Consider the following 15611-nt stretch of genomic DNA (forward strand, 5'->3'; position numbering starts at 1 on the left):
TCTCGTTCCCCGCTGCTTCAAACACAGCGGCTCAAAAAAAATCAACGCACCCGTAGCTCAACGGATTAGAGCATCTGACTACGGATCAGAAGGTTTCAGGTTCGAATCCTGACGGGTGCGCCACTCATCAATGATGAGTTATGTGGCTTTGGTCCCTTTGCTAAAAATTAGCGTGTGCACTTTTCAAGGAATGCGCAATTACCTGGACTCTGAGTTTTTGACCCTGCAATCACGCCTCTCAGGCCATCAAACTCAGCGCCAACTGCAGCAAAAAAATCGGCCTGCCCCAGTTCAGCAGCCACAGCTTCAGCGCCTCGGTTGAAGTCGAACTCAACGGCATCACCCAGATGGCTGGCAGCACCTTGTCCTCTTTGAGGATCTGGCGGCCTCTCTCTTCGCGCACTTTTTAACCGCGTTTTATACTCGTAGGACGCCAGGTCTTGTCGATTCACTTGGCAGAACTGGAGGGACAGTTTTTTCCGGTGCTGGTTCTCAGTGACCGTCATCGCGATGGCCGATCCGCCACGATCATGGTGCTCGCTGAGCCTGAGGGCAATAGCCCGAGGCTAAGATCACGTAGCAGTCGCATGGATGCACACGAATTCGTCCCGACTCAGGGATCGGCAGGTGAATGAAACTATATTTATTATGATTACTATTATTCGAGGGAATAAATGTACGATCTCATCAAGGAGCCAATTCAGAAAATAAGACCGCAAACAACTACTGAGGGACCCATCCTATGAAAACGTCATTCCTACTCTCCTGTTTGTTGGCTGCGGCACTGGCCAGTTCAGGTGCCAAGGCAGACATCCTGCTCGGCGCGCCCGGGGTGCCTGCGGGCACACGCATTGCGACCAAGGTGCCGTTCAAAATCAGTTACACTCTGCCGAACTCCTACAAGTTCATCTTTTCCGGCATTCAGGCCAAGGGCGACACCCTGGGGGCTCCTGGTGCCTCGGGCACCAATGGCAATGGCGGACAGTTTCATCTGAAGGCCGCCGTCTCGGGAGTCGGGTGTGCTTCGGAGCGTGCAGGACAGCTCGAGTTCCGTGACATTCAGGACTACAATCTCTCGCCGCTCCAGACGCTCCTTGTTTCTCCCATCGCCGTGTTCCAGGCGACCACCACCCCCATCACCATCAGTCTGGAATGGTCGGGCCAGGGGAATGCCCACAAGCCCAACGGGATCTTCAACATCCTGGGTGAGTATCAAAAAGACCCACCGGTCCCAACGGGGTCGCTCAGCTTTTCCTCGGGTGCCTGGATTCTTGAAGAGAGTCCCAATCCCGAGGGAACCGTGACCATTGTTCGTCAGTAACCCCGGAATTTTCCATGAAGCCCGTCCGTCCATTCCGACCTGCCACACGCTTCGGCGTCGAATTGGTCCTCGGCATCATCGCGATCACGGGCTGCCTGTCGGCCCAGCAGGCGCGGGATGTGGTGAGCGAGGAAGCTCTGCGCAAGCAGGTGGCCGAGGCACCCAGCCTGAAATCTCAACTCACCGCGAAAGCCAGGCCACTCACGAAGGCAGCTCCGTCCATTCAAAGTTCGCTCTGGACGAATTCGATTATTCTGGCGGACGGTGAGAAGTTCACCCTCGTTCCCGTGGGTTCCATTCTGCATCTGCCTGCGGAACTGCGGGGCCATGTCGCGGCCTCACCCCAGGGTGACTTCACCTTCTGGCCAAGCTTTCTGAAACGCAACACCACCTGGCTGGCTGCCAAAGAGGTGTCCCTGTCACTTTCACGCGGCAATGCCCAGGAGGCGAAAACTCTGCTCAAAACCCTGTCCTATGACAAGCGCCTCATTGTCGCCACCTACAAAGGGGGGCCGATCACGATCCTTGAACCAGCGCCCACACATTCGGGTTCCAATCGCGCCTCACCGTGAATTCGAACACACTATTCTGTCTCTGCTGCTTCAGCACCGCCCTGTTCGGACAGACTCCCGAAGCCTGGGTGCGGCAGACCGACCTGACCACCGGCCAGATCTACGACACCCCCATCACGGGAGGCGGCGGAGCCTACACGGCCCCCATGCAGGTCAGCAAAAGCGGTTCGCTCTTTGAGCTCTTTGCGCGCGGCACGGCCTGGGACAGCAACATCTACCTGCTCGACACCAAAGTCATCGGAACGTACAATCCCCAGGTGTCCGTCAGCATCTCCTCGGAAGACGACTATGTGCGTGGAGATCCGGCTGGATCGAGCTTTGTGAAACGCACCCGTGCCGACCGGTCCTTCTCCGTGAACATCCAGGTGCAGGGGCTCGTGCCGGACAGCAGCAACCCCTCCGAGCACGACGTCTATCTGGGCGTTCAGGGCAAGAATTATGACCCTGAAACCTACTCGTCCTTGAACCAGGCTCAGTATTTGATCGATGAATCCAATCTGGAAAACGGCAGTTACACCTTCGGCCCCATCTATCATCAGCTCACATCGCCCACGCTGAGTTCAGGCAACGGCGAGCAGACTTTCACCATCGTTCGTTATGCCTCCTACCAGGTGCCAGACACGATCATCGCCCAGCCGAAAATCGAGATCTGGCCTGTGGCCTCGGCGAGCGTCAGCAACATCACTCCTGGGCAGGTCTTCATCGACCGCATTCCGTCTCTTGTGGTAACGCTCAGTCATCTGTACCCGGACTCCCGCACCTACGTGCAGGTTTACAAGGGCAACCAGGTGCTGGGGACCTCGGGCAAGCTGGTGAATGGGACCGAACTGCGGTTCGGCGGATACTACAATCCGGATCAGGCGCAGAGTTCCACCAATGTGCCGCAGAGCCTGACGGTGTCTGTCGATGACCTTTCCAACTATGCCTCAGAGGATGGCACTTACACGCTGGAGGTCGTCACTCACACGCCGTTCTTTGGGCGCACGGCCGAGCGTTTATTCCACGTCACCTTTGAAGTGGACCGCGTCATCACTTCTCGCGGCCAGATCAGCACCACGGAGCTTGCCAGCCCTGTTTCGCCATGAAGCCGCCACGTCGCCAGCGCCTCCGTCCACACGGAAGTTTGCTGATCGAGGTGTCAGCCGCTCTCGCGCTGACCGCCGCGCTGGCGCTGATCATGATGCGCGCCTCCTTGCTCGCGATTTCGGGCAATCAATGGACCATCATGCAGACGCTGACCGACGCCTATCTCTCACGTGAAAGCGCCCTGTCCAACCGCCTGCCTTTTGCTGATCTCACCGCCTCCCAGTCTGCTTGGCCGGATATCGCGGTTGATCCGGTGCCGGAACTGACCGTCACCTTGGGCCGCGTCGCCGGCGGTCAGGCGATGCAGGGCACCTTGCGGCGCTTTCGCGCAGCCGAGGTCGCCTCCAATGCGGAGACCCCGCTCACGGTATGGCGGCTGCATTCCGTACTGAGCTATCGCGTCGGCAGCCAGGAATACCTCAAGAGCCGCTCCACCCTGCGTCTCCAATGAAATGGCCGCTCCATCACTCCCGTCTGAATCCCAGGGGGTTCACTCTGATGGAGATTTCCACCGCCATGGGCCTCATGGTCATGCTCAGTGCTGCCTTGGTGGTCATGCTCCAGCAGCATCTGAGCTTCATGGGAATGGCCCGGCGGCAGAACTTCCTGGCTCAAGAGGCTCCGCAGATCGGCAACATCCTGGGCCGGATCTTTCAGCAGGCAGATCACTTCTTCATCTACTCCAGCCGTGAAAGCGCGCTCAGTGGTGGCACGCCGGTCATTCAAAATGGCACTGCGGTGCGGCTGTTTTTCAAAACCGCCGTACAGACCACCCAGGAGCGCCTGATCGCAGCGGAGACCAGCAGCAAAGGCACTGCGCTGCGGTTCTATACCCCCCAGCCTGACGGCTCCGAAACTTCCTGGCTGATCTGCCAGGGACTCCAGAGCGCTGTTTTCAATGCCAGCGAAGGAATTCTCACGGTCACGCTCACCGGACCGAATGGCGAAGAAATCACCTACTGCGGAGCCAGCCGATGAACCCACACACTCTCAAACGTAACGCAGGTTATGTCTCGCTGCCGATCGTGACCGGACTGGCCATCATGTTCACCCTCAGCCTGACGATGCTCTTCAAGAGCACGCTGATGAATCGTGACCAGGCCTCGAAGTCACAACTGCGCGTGGACTACCGTCAGCGCGAGGAAGCACTCCTGCATGCGCTCGTCGCCTCCTTTCCAGGCAGGGCCATGGATTGCATGAAAGCCGGTTATGCCGAGGGAGCCGACTATGCATGGAGCAACATTTTTGCCGAAGCCGTGGCACTTTCAGCCTCCTCACAACGCCTGTCCCCTGACATCCTGCAAAGCCTCAATCTGGGCGGCAAACTCAGTGGCGATGTCGGCGACAACAACAGCAGCGCCGTGCAGAGCTGGATCACTTCGCTGACAGGTGAACCCGGACGCGTGACGCCCGGCACCACCGATTATGCCGACGTGTTTGCACTGCCCGCCTTCGCGGGAAAGGTGCCGCCGCTGCTGGATCTGAGCGCCACATTGCAAACCGCAGACGCCCTGCGCCCAGTCGTCACACCGCTGAAGCATTACCCGACACAAGTTCCTGGTCTGCTGGCGGATGTGACCGCGTATCCGGTTTACAACTTAATCGCCTACCCCAACATCCGTTTTGGATATGCCGCCCCGGGGGAGCCGTTCGTGGCGAAGCGCAACTGGTGGGCCTTCACCGTAAACTACGGCAGCAGCGCCGGCACCGTGGCACGGCATTACGTGCTGTCACTGTATGAAATTCCATCTCAAATGCCGATCGAGGCCGCCACGTTTGCCGCCATTGGCACGCATCAGGACGGCACGGCGTGGAATGTGGATACGGTCAGCATTCAAGGTTCCGTCTATGCTGCGCGCATGAGTGTGGCCGGGGCTTACGGTGCGGCACGGCTTGCCGGGCGCAGCGGCATCGAGATGACCGCCGATCTCGATCTCGGGGGAGTCACCGTGGGCTCTGATTTTGATGCGCTGGGTGAACGTGAACGCCTCCAGGCAGCCCAAGGCACGGATGTGCTGCCCGTCGCTTTGTCGGCCAACTCCGGCCGCCTTGCTTTCCTGCCGCTGCCCACGGGTTCCCGCTACCTGCGTCGCAGCCCGCCGGACACCACGGTGAACGCGTTTGATGATTACACTGCGGGGGGGCAGCGTTGTCGCATCACTGTCGAGGCCACGGCAATGGTCAGCTATGAAGATCAGACACCGACCAGCATTCGCGTGAGTTTCCCCAATTCCGCCGGCGGCACAGGCACGGTGGTGCTGGAGCGCGGCAACAACTGGCCAACCGTCTTTGAACCGGGTGGCGCCAACATTCCATTTCAGACCGAGCTGACCAACAGCAACCGCTCCTGCCTAACTTTTTACCCGTCATTGCTGGATGCATGGCTGCAGGCACAGAGCGCGGGCGGCGTGGCGACGAACAACAGTCTCTACTTCGGCGTGGACCCGTCGCTGGACCCGATCAACGTCCGTGTCGTCAGCGATCCACCCGCCCCGGAAGACATGTGCGTCATCATCCGTCAGGGCAAAAATCTTACCAACTACACCGCCGGGCTCAGCATCGTCGCCCCGTTGCGGGTCTATGTGGGGGACGACCTGAACGCGACCCCTGCTGCTGCCCCGCCCGCCGGCTCGGGCTTGGCGGCTGGCGCGGAATTTTATCCGCCGCTCTCCATCTACGCCGCTGAACTGCGCGTGGGCACCACCGGATTCAACCGGCCCATCGAACACCACGGGCAGCTCGGCAGCCTCGCCGCTGGCACTGCCAATGTCTGGCAGCCGCTGGACATGAGATCAGGCAGTGATGACGCGGTGCATACCGACAGCATCACCGCGGAGCTCAAGCCTTTGCGCAGTCCCGCCGAACTCCCGCCTGTCCATCCCATGAACTGGCTGGTTGTCATCGAAGAGATTCCTCAAGACTGAAATTTTTCATGTGTTCCACGCACTCCACCAACAATATCCTCGGTGATCTCGCCACCGCCTTCGCCGGACGTGAAATCTCCGATGTACAGGTGCGTACCGGTGGGCTGATCTACCTTCATACAAATCGCGGACTGGAGGTCGCCGAGGACTTCGGCATCCAGGATGCAGAAGCCGTGGGCCGGCTGGCGGAGGCGCTCTTCATGCGCCAGTCCGTCGAGATCTGGACCGAGGCAGATGCCATCGGCGGTGCAGCGCGCATGTGGGATCTGGTGCGCAGCCGTCGGGTCATCGACTTCAGCTGTGAAGAAGGCGCGCTTGGATCTCCGGTGCGCATGCGCGTGCAGGTGCATCTCAGCGAGCAAGGCCTGGGTGTCACCTGCCGCTGGCTGCGTGCGAAAATCAATCAACTCGAAACGCTCGGCATCGACCCGCTCATCTCCGACAGCCTGCGCGAGCTGATGCAGCGCCGCTTTGGCCTCGGGCTCATCACGGGCCCCACCGGCTCGGGTAAATCCACCACCCTCGCCGCAGTCCTCGACTGGGTGCGGCGCCATTTCCCCAAGCACATTGTCACCATCGAAGACCCGATCGAGTATCGCTACGACGCCATGATGGACGACCCCAACCAGCCTGGGGTGCGGCTTCCGGCCCCTTCGCTCGTCACCCAGCAGGAAGTCGGCAGGCACACGCTGTCCTATCAGAGCGGCCTGAAGGAGGTGCTGCGCAAAACGCCCAACATCATCCTCATCGGTGAAATTCGTGATCGTGAAACCATGGAGACCTGTATCGAGGCCGCGCAGACGGGCCACTTCGTGCTCTCCACCCTGCACACCCGGGGTGCGGTGAAGACGATCGACCGTATCCTCGAGTTCTTTCCCAAAGATCAGCAGTCCGGCATCCTGCATCGGCTCAGCGAGACCCTGACCTTTGTGCTCTCCCAGGGGCTGCTCACCGGGTTCAATGGACGCGTGCTCGTGACCGAATACCTGCAAAACACCAGCGAAGCCGTGGCGGCAGGCATGCGCGCCTATGACGGCAGCGCCACCTCGCTGGCAGATGCCCTCCGCTATAAAGGCAACCTGCGCTGGGACCAAAGCCTCATCAATCTCTACCGCGCCGGCCACATCTCCGAAGACATCTTCAACGCGAACTTGATGGGTTGACGCTCGCAGTCGCAACCCCCGGCGGCAGCACCGGCAGGATCATTTCACGGATGCGCATGAGCAGTTTCGCATGCGCCTCGAGCTCCTGGCGGCGCACCTCCGGCACGCCGTCCCACCAGCCTTCCTCCTCGGCGCTGCTGCGCAGGCGGCGGTAGCGTTCCAGACATTCCTTCAGGGCATGCCATTCACGGCTGACCGCCTTCTCATCGCGGCTGGTGTTGCCCGGTTGGAGCTGGTCGTTGAGCAGATTGATCGCGGCGCCCGCACCGGTCAGTGCATCAGACATGCTCCCGCCTTCACGCATTCCATACGCCATGGCGTTTTGAGAGAGCGCATTGATGGCCGCCCGTGCGGCTTCAGGCGACTGGGTGCGGGAGGCGATGTGAAAGTGCAGAATCTCATACAACGTCGCATCCCCCGGATCGAGCTGGTAGGCGAAACGCAGCCGCACGTCTGCGGCGGCATGCAGATACTGCTGATGGGCATTCGAAAGTGGCACGGTGCTGGAACGCCGCGTGCGGCTCTTTTCGAGACGTGAGAGCGCATCCACCCCCGCCTGCAGCCATGATGTCTCGCCCGGCGTCTGTGTGGGTGGCACCGGTGCTGGCATGCCTCTGCGGGAAAACCGCCCCGGTGGTGGTGGCGGCGGCGGCGGTGCCCCTGTGCCCGCCTGCGCACTCGCAGCCGGCGCGGCACTCTCTCCCCCATGCCAGTAGCTGTAGAGCGAGTCGCGTATCAAACGCGCCGCCAGACTTCCATACGCGCTTCCTGGCAGCGCAAACGCGGGTGGAGTTGCCGTGGCATGCAAGGCCGTCCGCGAGCAGGACAGCGCATGTCCGCCCCACCAGAGACCGCCTGCGGCAGTCAGCGTCAGGAGCGTGTGCGAAAGAGACATAACCCAGAGATGGAGATGGCGGCACCCTGCAGGCCGAGCGTGCCTGCCACAGCGGCAAAGTCCGCGAACGGCAGCGGACCCATTTTAAACACCAGCCGTGGCGTCAGATCGGCCAGATGATAATGCGGCAGCGCCAGCCAGAACGACTGCAGCACTCCCGAATCCGCGCCACCCAGCAGCGGGGCCAGCCACGCAGCGCCAAACAAGCCCAGCAGCAGCAGCCCGGTGGGCACCAGAAACGCAATGACCTCCGCCGTGCGTGTGCCCAGCGCCACCGCCAGCAGGCACAGCGGCGCTGCGCACAGACTGTAGAGCAGGCCATATTGAAACACCAGGGTCGTCCACATGCGCGCCTCCTCAGGCCGCTTTGGCAAAGTCCACGTCAGACAAAAGACCACCGCGATCAGCACCACCGCCAGCATCCAGACCCAGATCGCCGCGCTGAGTTGCAGACACTGGCTGATGCGCCCCGTGCCGCCGGCATGCAGATGCTCCAGCATGCCCTCGCGCCGCATGCGGTGCCCGAGCGCCGAGGCTTGAAACGGCAGCCAGGTGAATAGCGCGATCCAGGCATAAAACCAGGCCGCCTGCGCACGTGCGGGCTGTAGAATCTGCGGGTTTTCCTCCCACGGCGTCAGCAGCGGCGCGATCCAGATAAACAGGCCGGCTCCCAGCAGCAGCAGCCAGCAGCTGCCACGCCCCATGAGTCCGGCAAAGCTGAGGCGAAACAAAGGCCAGGCGCGCAGGGAGCTCATGATTGCAAAGTGCGGTAGGTTTCCATCCAGGTGCTGCCGCTGCGGCTCGTGGCATGCCGCAGCTGACCACCGGCAATGGTCAGCAGCGAGTCCGCCTCCCGCACGCACTCCAGTTCATGCATGATGACGAGGCGCAGCGTTTGCGTGCCTGCCGTGGCCCAGAGCTGCGTCACCTGCTCGCGCGTTTCGGCATCCAGACCGGTGAGCGGCTCATCCATGAGCAGCACGCTGGCTTCACTCTGCGCCGCCTTCACCTCGGCCAGAATCAACAGCACCTTCTGGCGGTTGCCCCGGGAAAGCTTGCCGATCGGCGTGGTCAAATTCAGCCGCAGCGTGTCGGCCAGCTTTTCCGCAGCGGCGAGTGATGCGCCCGTGAACCAGGCACGGAAGAACGTGCGCGATTTCATTTCTGGATCGACCCGCAGCTCATCCGCGAAGTAATGCACCTGCGCCTCGGTCGTTACCCGGCCTTGCAACGCCGGAGACAACCCGGCAAGCGTTCGCAGCAGGGTCGTTTTGCCCGAGCCGTTCGGCGCCACCAGCAGGTGCAGCCCCATGCCGGCGCGGATGTCGCCGCCTACTTCCACCAGGCAGCGCGCCTTCCGCTGCCACGGCAGACCGGTGTGGTAGCCGAAGCGGGTTCCGCCGGGGATGTGCAAAAGTGTTTCAGTAACCATGCTGTTGTGGCAACTAATTTCACTGCCCGACATCCCAAAGTCCATCACTTCCATTCGATGAAGGGTCATAGACGGACGATCCCAGCATGAGAAGCGGTGGCATGACGGTGTGATCGACAGACAGAGACTCATTGTCCAGACTGAGCACCGCCGGCATCGTCACCCAGCCCTGCGGCAGATAGAGTTGCAGCTGATCCGTGGGCACCCCTGCAATGTCCGCGGTGGGATGATCGGAGAGATAGGCGCGCTGGGCGGCAAACACCGCCAGGAGCGACACCGAGGCATCTTTGCCACGCTGCCAGTCACGCACGGTGGCAATGTTCATGCCTGCAAAGGTGGCCAGTCCCAGCAGCAGTCCGATCACAAGGCTGATCTCGATGAGTGTGAAGCCGCCATTGAGGCGGGCAGGACGGGGATGGAGGTTCCTCATGCTTCAGGATTGGGGTTTGAGGCTCTGCGCCACTTCCGCCTTGGGAATGATTTTCACGGCCCCCTGACGCACACTGAGCATGGCGGCTGGCACCGTGGCTGCGGCCGGTGACGCAGGCAGGTTCTTGGTGAACTCCGCAGGCAGCGTGGCGCGACGATGAATGAACAAAATACGCGCACGGTCTGGATTCGTACCAGGAGCAGCAGCCGCCTGCTGTGACGACACCGGCTTGATCAATGCGGCTGCGGCTTTGGCCGGCGCCGGAGCGGCCATGCCAGGGATGGGCCGGGGAACGAGCTTCTGCGGATCAGCCGCCAGGACCGCCGTGGAGGCGAGCAGCAGGGAAAAAAACAAGAAGCGTGTTTTCATAAGGGTGGGGTGAGTTCACATGTTGCCCGACTGCATCATGCGCGGCCCCATCAGGAAGATGGGCAGCATGGAGCCGGTGAAGACGAAGCCGATGAGCACCACGGCCATGGCCAGGGTGATGAAATTGATGACCTGGGTGAAATCCGCCATGGTCGCGGCGGTGTCCTCCTCGTAGATGTCACGCAGCAGCTCCAGCTGCTGTGGCAGGGAGGCCGAACGCTCGCCGATGCCGATCATGTGGATGACCTGCGGATCCAGCGTGGTGTTGCGCTTCAGCGCCTCGGCAAACGGCACGCCGGAGGATTCATAGACCTGAGAGGCCTTGATGAAGTCCAGATACATCGGCGTGCCCTGCAGCACCCGCGCGGACAAAGCGGAGGCGCGGGCGAGATTGATGCCATTGGCATACAGCATCTGCAGCGTTCCGATGTAGGCGCTCTGGCGCAGGCCCATGACCAGCTTCGTCAGCAGCCGCCAGTGTTTCATGAAGAAGAGCAGCAGCTTCTGCCGGAAGGCCTCCGAGCGAAACAGGGAGGTGATGAAGGTCACCAGCGCGATGACAAAGAAAGGCCACGTGTGCTGCACCACATGGCTCACCGAAAAGATAAACACCGAAATCTGATCCGGTTCCTGGCGCACGCTTTTCAATGTCTCCTCCACCTGGGACACGACAAAAATCTGCGAATAAATGAAGAGGCCGATCTGAAACAGCACCACCAACGACGGCACCAGCAGCGCCGTGCGCAGCTTGCTGGCAAACATGAGCTCAATCTTGATCCGGCGCGCAAGGGAGGCGAACGCATCACCCAGTTGTCCGGCATCCGCACCGGCCTCGATGATGGTGATGATGGTGCTGTCAAACGTCTGCTCCTTGGCAAAGGCGATGTGGACCGGCATCCCGGCTTCAAGCCGGTTGCGAATGTTCATCAGCGACGATTGCAGCTCCGGATCAGGCAGCCCCTGCGAGTAGTACAGCAGCGCGTCTGCCGTGCTGATGTTCGCCTTCAGCATGGAGGCGAGGCCGCGGAAGAGCTTGATGAGCTCTTTGCGGGAGACGGGCTTCCTGGACTTTTCACTCTTCGGCGTGCCGGCGAGGGACTTGATCAGGGCCACTCGGAAGCCAGGCTTGCTGACGATCAGCGCGGCCTGCTCGCGGTTCGGCGCCTCGCACTCGATCACCTTGGCGATCTCGGGCCGCTTGATGTTGCGGAGGGTGACTTGGAAGGCGTTCATGGCTCAGGTTTCGTAGGTGAGATCGAGCACCTTTTTCAGCGCATCAAGGTCGGTCCTGCCCTCGGCCATCAGCTTCAGGCCATTGTCGCGCAGCGATGGCAGCCCCGACTCCCGGCGCACTTCCTCCTCGAGTTCATAGGGCGTGATCTCCCCCTTGGCCAGCTTGTCCCCGAGCTTCGGAGTGATGGGCAAAATCTCCAGGATCGCGGTGCGCCCGGAGTAACCACGTCCATGACACTCTGCGCAGCCTTCCTTGTGATGCTTGAACAGCGGGCGCTTTGCCCAGGACGCATCGAGATGAAACAGCCGGATCTCACGTTCCGACACACCTTCGATGCTCTCCTTGCAGCTCGGGCACAGCAGCTTGACCAGCCGCTGCGCACAGGCCGCCTTCAGCGTCTGTGCGATCTTCCAGCGCTCCATGCCAAGCTGCTGAAAGCGCTCAATGATCTGCGAAGCGCGTGGCGTATGAATCGTGGTCAGCACCTTGTGGCCCGTGATGGCGGCCTCAATGGCCAGCTCTGCCGATTCACGATCACGCACCTCACCCATGAGGATGATGTCTGGATCGGAGCGCATGAAGCTGGCGATCATCGGTTTGAACTCGGTCGAGTCGCGCAGGTCGCAGTGCGTCACGCCGGGAATCTCGTCTTCGACCGGATTCTCCAGCGTCAGGATGTTGTCCTCCGGGTGGTTCAGCTCCCTCAGCATCGCGTTCAGCGTGGTCGATTTGCCGGAACCGGTGGGACCCGACATCACGATGATGCCGGAGGGCACCGCCATGGCTTTGTCGAGCTCAAACAAGGTCTCCTCATCAAAGGCCAGCGTACCCATGCCGAGCCGTGCCTCCAGATGCGTCTTGTCCAGCAGACGCATGGTGACGTGGTAGCCCCGGTACGTGCGGTGCCGCTCATAGCGCACCCCGACGGCGCGTCCGTAGTAGCTGGCGGTGAAGCGGCCCGAGATGCCCGGACGCTTGCTGCGCTCCTCCGGTGCGAGGCGCATGAGATTAAGCAGAAACGCATCCACCCGGTCACGCAGCTTCACCGGCATTTCGAACCGCACCCCGAGGGCCCCATCGACGCGGAAACAGTACTGGAAGCTGGTTTTTTCCGTCTTGATGTGGATGTCCGAAGCGTGCTGTTTGATCGCATCACTCACCATGCTGGCCACCAGCTGGGCGATCGGCTCATCGTATTGACGCGTGACATCAAAGTCCGGCGTTTCGTTGGAGAACTCCTCCACTTCCACCGCCTCGAGTTCCGCACGGCTTGGTCCCGAGGAACTGGAGGATCCCTCGATCATGGAGGACACCTCGGAGGCGAGCGTGACCACCTTCAACACTTCATCCTCCGGGAAACGCGCCGCACAGTAATCATCCGCCCGGTAGTCCCACGGATTCGCGACTGCCAGCAGCACCTGCTGCGCGTTGCGCCGCAGCGGCACGAACATGCCACGTGACATCACCACGGGATCGCAGTAGCCGACAAACTCCGCATCCGCCATCTCCCGCACCTGGGGAAAGGCCGGCAGCCCCGCAGCACGACCGACGGCGCCCAGCATGCGCGTTTTCGACGTGCGGCGCACCAGCGCTTCATCCGATTGACCTTCCTGACCGCCCGTGGCCGCCCGCAGCTGGCTGATGATCAGCCGCTGGATCGTGTGATTGAACTCGATGCCGAGATTCAGATTCATGGGGCAAAATGTCGCTGCATGAGCAGCTGCCATGCAGGCAGGTCGGTGAAGAAGCTGAAGACGAAAGGCGCATCACCTTCAGACGTACGGTTCAACTCCTGGCTGATCCAGAAAGACGCCGCCAGAGCTGAAACAGGATTGAGGGAGGTGACATGAACGATGCTCGTCTCTCCTGCCAGGATCGCAGGACAACCAAGCGCCATGCACACCGGGCGCAGGACCGGACAGTGCTCATACAATGCCGAGGCCCGGCCCGACAAGGGACCGAAACTCCAGCAATGCACGCGGTCGTTCAGGCTGTTGCGCAGCAGCCTCTGCATCCGCGCCAGTTCGCCCTCGGCCGTCAGCGCATGCTTTTGCGCCTGGTATTCTGCAGCGAATTCCAGGAAGTCGGGCATGAAGCCGGACGCCGCAGCAAGCTTCTCGCCATAGGCGGCCAGCAAGGGCGCGGATTCACTCTCCGCCAGATAATCACTCTGCTGGAGGTACATCACCGTGGTTCCCGCGATGCGATCAAGCACCGGACGCATGCTGTTGCGGTCCGTCTTGGCCGGGAGCTGCAGGTTAGGAAGAGGGGCTGACATGAAAATCTGCGTGATCAATGGCGCTCACGTGGCCGGAGACGGACTCCGAACACCGTCCGCGATTTACTGGCTGGGGGACTTTTTCGAGAACAGACGCCTGACCCACGACTGCTTCGGCGCAGGCGGCGGCTCGGGCTCGGGCCTCGGGTTTTTGACATTGGGCAGGTTTTGATACCAAGTGGTCGGCTGCAGCTCGATGTTGGTGTCCTGAATGTCATCCGGCTGCATGCCGGACAGCTCACGCACATGCCAGTTCATTTCAGCCATGCCTGCACCCGCACGCGAGGCATCATACACACGCGGAGTGATGATGAAGACCAGGCTGACCTGTTCGAGCTTCTTGGTGTTCGAGCTGAACAGCTTGCCTACCAGCGGAATGGTGCTCAGCACGGGCACCTTGTTGTTCCCATCGCTGCTGCTGTAGTCATAGAAGCCGCCAAGAAACAGCGACTGTCCCGCCGGAATGCGGCTGATGGCCTCGACCGTGGACTCGCTCACCCGTGGAAACATATTGTTGCCACGACCTGCGATGAGTTCGACAATCTTGGCCACCCGCGGACGCAGCTTCATGCGCACCGTGCCATCAGGCAGCAGCGTGGGCGTCACCGAGAGCGTGACACCGATCTCGCGGTTCTTTTCCGGCTGCTCAGTCGCGCTCGGATCTTCCTTGTCAATCTTGTAGCGCACCACATCGGTCACGTTCTGGCCCGCCGCAGTGTTGGTGATGTTGGACGTGATGACAGGGTAGCGGTCCACGATGGAGATCAGGCCCTGCTCGTTGTCCTCGGTGATGATGCTGGGGCAGGCCTCCTGCGTGACGATGTTGGCATTCACCAGGGCGCGCAGAATGGCCTGCACCTGCATGTTGTCGAACACGAGCCCTCCCCCCTGCTGGTTGATCTGATTGATCGAGTCCACCGGCGCGGCCAGGCTGCCGGTGCGCGTCACCGTGCTGACGTCTGGCAGGTTGAAAAGTGCGTTCAGACTCTGGTGCGTGGTCAGGTTGGTTCCAGTGTCCCCCAGTGCCCGGCTCCAGTCCACCCCCACCTGGCGGCCTTGGTCGCGCTTGATGCGCAGCACCCGGACGTTGACCAGGATCTGCGGCTTGGCCTTGTCGATTCCTTCCAGCAGCTTGCGCACCCGTTCGAGCTTGATGCTGTTGTCGCTGACGAGCAGCGTGTTCGTTTTCTCTTCAAACTCGATCTGTCCGATGTCGTGCGTGAGCATGGGGCGGATGATGGACTTCAGCTTCTCGAAGTCGGACTGAACTGCGCCCGGGGTTGCTTTAGCACCACCACCACCACCTTCCTCATCACCACTGTCCTGCGCGGCAGGGGCGGATATGCTGCGGTTGAGCGGAGCCCCCCGCAGGTACTTCAGCGTGTAGCTCATCACCTCCACCGGGAGCTTCGCGAGCTGGGCCTCGTTCATGAGCCTGACACTGGAACGCTGCTGATGCAGCGTGAGCCCAAAATTGACCGCCAGCTCCTCCATCTGCTGCTGCGGGTCGTCCGTGCGGAGATGCCCGGTGATGTTGAACTGCGGATCGTTCAGTTCATTGTTGTAAAAGTACTGCAGGCCGGCGCTGTGCGCGAGGTATTGGAACACCTCGTTGATCGGAGCGTTGTCAATCCAGTATCCGTCGTCCGAATGCTGCGGCGGCTTGGGCAGACTGTTGAAACGCGAGGAGACGTCCACCGTGGCGGCCGGCAGGTTTTGCAACGGTTGCACCTGCGATGCTGGCACCTCCAACGGTTGCACCTGCGATGCCGGCACCGCCAACGGTTGCGCCTGCGCTGTCGGCACCGCCAACGGTTGCACCTGCGCTGTCGGCACCGCCTCCTGGGCGGTGAGGGCAAAGCTCGCACCCAGGCTCGCCAGAGAAAAGATCTGCAACATGCGTCGGC

At 61.2% G+C, this 15611-nt stretch carries 17 protein-coding genes and 1 tRNA gene; 8 read left to right on the plus strand and 10 right to left on the minus strand.

The features are described 5' to 3' along the window. Positions 1 to 46 precede the first annotated feature (46 nt). Positions 47 to 123 (plus strand) — tRNA-Arg (locus ACILSL_RS07975). 115 nt (positions 124 to 238) lie between these two features. Here ACILSL_RS07975 and ACILSL_RS07980 read toward each other — a convergent pair. After that, entirely contained in the window at positions 239 to 403 is a 165-nt protein-coding gene (locus ACILSL_RS07980; protein ID WP_395731475.1) for a hypothetical protein, read from the minus strand. 339 nt (positions 404 to 742) lie between these two features. On the opposite strand from ACILSL_RS07980, the gene ACILSL_RS07985 reads away from it, so the two are divergent. The 7 genes from ACILSL_RS07985 to ACILSL_RS08015 are packed head-to-tail and all read left to right on the plus strand — an operon-like array spanning position 743 to position 7066. Beyond that, complete coding sequence (locus tag ACILSL_RS07985; protein ID WP_395731476.1) at positions 743 to 1321, plus strand: hypothetical protein; 579 nt, start codon at positions 743 to 745, stop codon at positions 1319 to 1321. Between the two features lie 14 nt (positions 1322 to 1335). Beyond that, a complete protein-coding gene (locus ACILSL_RS07990; RefSeq protein WP_395731477.1) occupies positions 1336 to 1893 on the plus strand; it encodes a hypothetical protein in 558 nt (185 codons plus the stop codon). Further along, positions 1890 to 2978 carry a hypothetical protein gene (locus ACILSL_RS07995; protein WP_395731478.1) on the plus strand — a complete coding sequence of 363 codons (1089 nt, stop codon included), beginning with the start codon at positions 1890 to 1892 and terminating at the stop codon, positions 2976 to 2978. Before ACILSL_RS07990 ends, ACILSL_RS07995 begins: the two co-directional genes overlap by 4 nt. After that, the gene (locus ACILSL_RS08000; RefSeq protein WP_395731479.1) at positions 2975 to 3430 is read left to right on the plus strand and encodes a hypothetical protein; all 456 of its coding nucleotides are present in this window, start codon (positions 2975 to 2977) and stop codon (positions 3428 to 3430) included. The genes ACILSL_RS07995 and ACILSL_RS08000 overlap by 4 nt, the downstream gene beginning before the upstream one ends. Continuing rightward, complete coding sequence (locus tag ACILSL_RS08005) at positions 3427 to 3957, plus strand: type II secretion system protein (protein ID WP_395731480.1); 531 nt, start codon at positions 3427 to 3429, stop codon at positions 3955 to 3957. Before ACILSL_RS08000 ends, ACILSL_RS08005 begins: the two co-directional genes overlap by 4 nt. After that, complete coding sequence (locus ACILSL_RS08010) at positions 3954 to 5903, plus strand: hypothetical protein (protein ID WP_395731481.1); 1950 nt, start codon at positions 3954 to 3956, stop codon at positions 5901 to 5903. The genes ACILSL_RS08005 and ACILSL_RS08010 overlap by 4 nt, the downstream gene beginning before the upstream one ends. An 8-nt stretch (positions 5904 to 5911) precedes the next feature. Further along, complete coding sequence (locus tag ACILSL_RS08015) at positions 5912 to 7066, plus strand: type IV pilus twitching motility protein PilT (protein WP_395731482.1); 1155 nt, start codon at positions 5912 to 5914, stop codon at positions 7064 to 7066. Here the strand turns inward: ACILSL_RS08015 and ACILSL_RS08020 are convergent. The 9 genes from ACILSL_RS08020 to ACILSL_RS08060 all read right to left on the minus strand — a co-directional run bounded on the left by ACILSL_RS08020 (position 7044) and on the right by ACILSL_RS08060 (position 15603). Beyond that, entirely contained in the window at positions 7044 to 7961 is a 918-nt protein-coding gene (locus ACILSL_RS08020; protein WP_395731483.1) for a hypothetical protein, read from the minus strand. The genes ACILSL_RS08015 and ACILSL_RS08020 overlap by 23 nt on opposite strands. After that, a complete protein-coding gene (locus ACILSL_RS08025) occupies positions 7937 to 8716 on the minus strand; it encodes a hypothetical protein (RefSeq protein ID WP_395731484.1) in 780 nt (259 codons plus the stop codon). The genes ACILSL_RS08020 and ACILSL_RS08025 overlap by 25 nt, the downstream gene beginning before the upstream one ends. Beyond that, complete coding sequence (locus ACILSL_RS08030) at positions 8713 to 9393, minus strand: ATP-binding cassette domain-containing protein (protein ID WP_395731485.1); 681 nt, start codon at positions 9391 to 9393, stop codon at positions 8713 to 8715. The genes ACILSL_RS08025 and ACILSL_RS08030 overlap by 4 nt, the downstream gene beginning before the upstream one ends. Before the next feature lie 19 nt (positions 9394 to 9412). Beyond that, positions 9413 to 9823 (minus strand): type II secretion system protein, encoded by a 411-nt coding sequence (locus ACILSL_RS08035; RefSeq protein WP_395731486.1) that lies wholly within the window; start codon positions 9821 to 9823, stop codon positions 9413 to 9415. Positions 9824 to 9826: 3 nt separating this feature from the next. Continuing rightward, the gene (locus ACILSL_RS08040) at positions 9827 to 10192 is read right to left on the minus strand and encodes a hypothetical protein (RefSeq protein WP_395731487.1); all 366 of its coding nucleotides are present in this window, start codon (positions 10190 to 10192) and stop codon (positions 9827 to 9829) included. 15 nt (positions 10193 to 10207) lie between these two features. After that, positions 10208 to 11425, minus strand: coding sequence for a type II secretion system F family protein (locus ACILSL_RS08045; protein ID WP_395731488.1), 1218 nt, complete (start codon positions 11423 to 11425; stop codon positions 10208 to 10210). A 3-nt stretch (positions 11426 to 11428) separates the two neighbouring features. Further along, entirely contained in the window at positions 11429 to 13120 is a 1692-nt protein-coding gene (locus tag ACILSL_RS08050) for a GspE/PulE family protein (protein ID WP_395731489.1), read from the minus strand. Then, positions 13117 to 13704 (minus strand): hypothetical protein, encoded by a 588-nt coding sequence (locus tag ACILSL_RS08055; protein WP_395731490.1) that lies wholly within the window; start codon positions 13702 to 13704, stop codon positions 13117 to 13119. The genes ACILSL_RS08050 and ACILSL_RS08055 overlap by 4 nt, the downstream gene beginning before the upstream one ends. A 63-nt stretch (positions 13705 to 13767) precedes the next feature. Further along, positions 13768 to 15603, minus strand: coding sequence for a type II secretion system protein GspD (locus ACILSL_RS08060; RefSeq protein ID WP_395731491.1), 1836 nt, complete (start codon positions 15601 to 15603; stop codon positions 13768 to 13770). Between the last annotated feature and the right edge of the window lie 8 nt (positions 15604 to 15611).

The sequence above is a fragment of the Prosthecobacter sp. genome (assembly GCF_044222345.1).
Classification (GTDB): domain Bacteria; phylum Verrucomicrobiota; class Verrucomicrobiia; order Verrucomicrobiales; family Verrucomicrobiaceae; genus Prosthecobacter.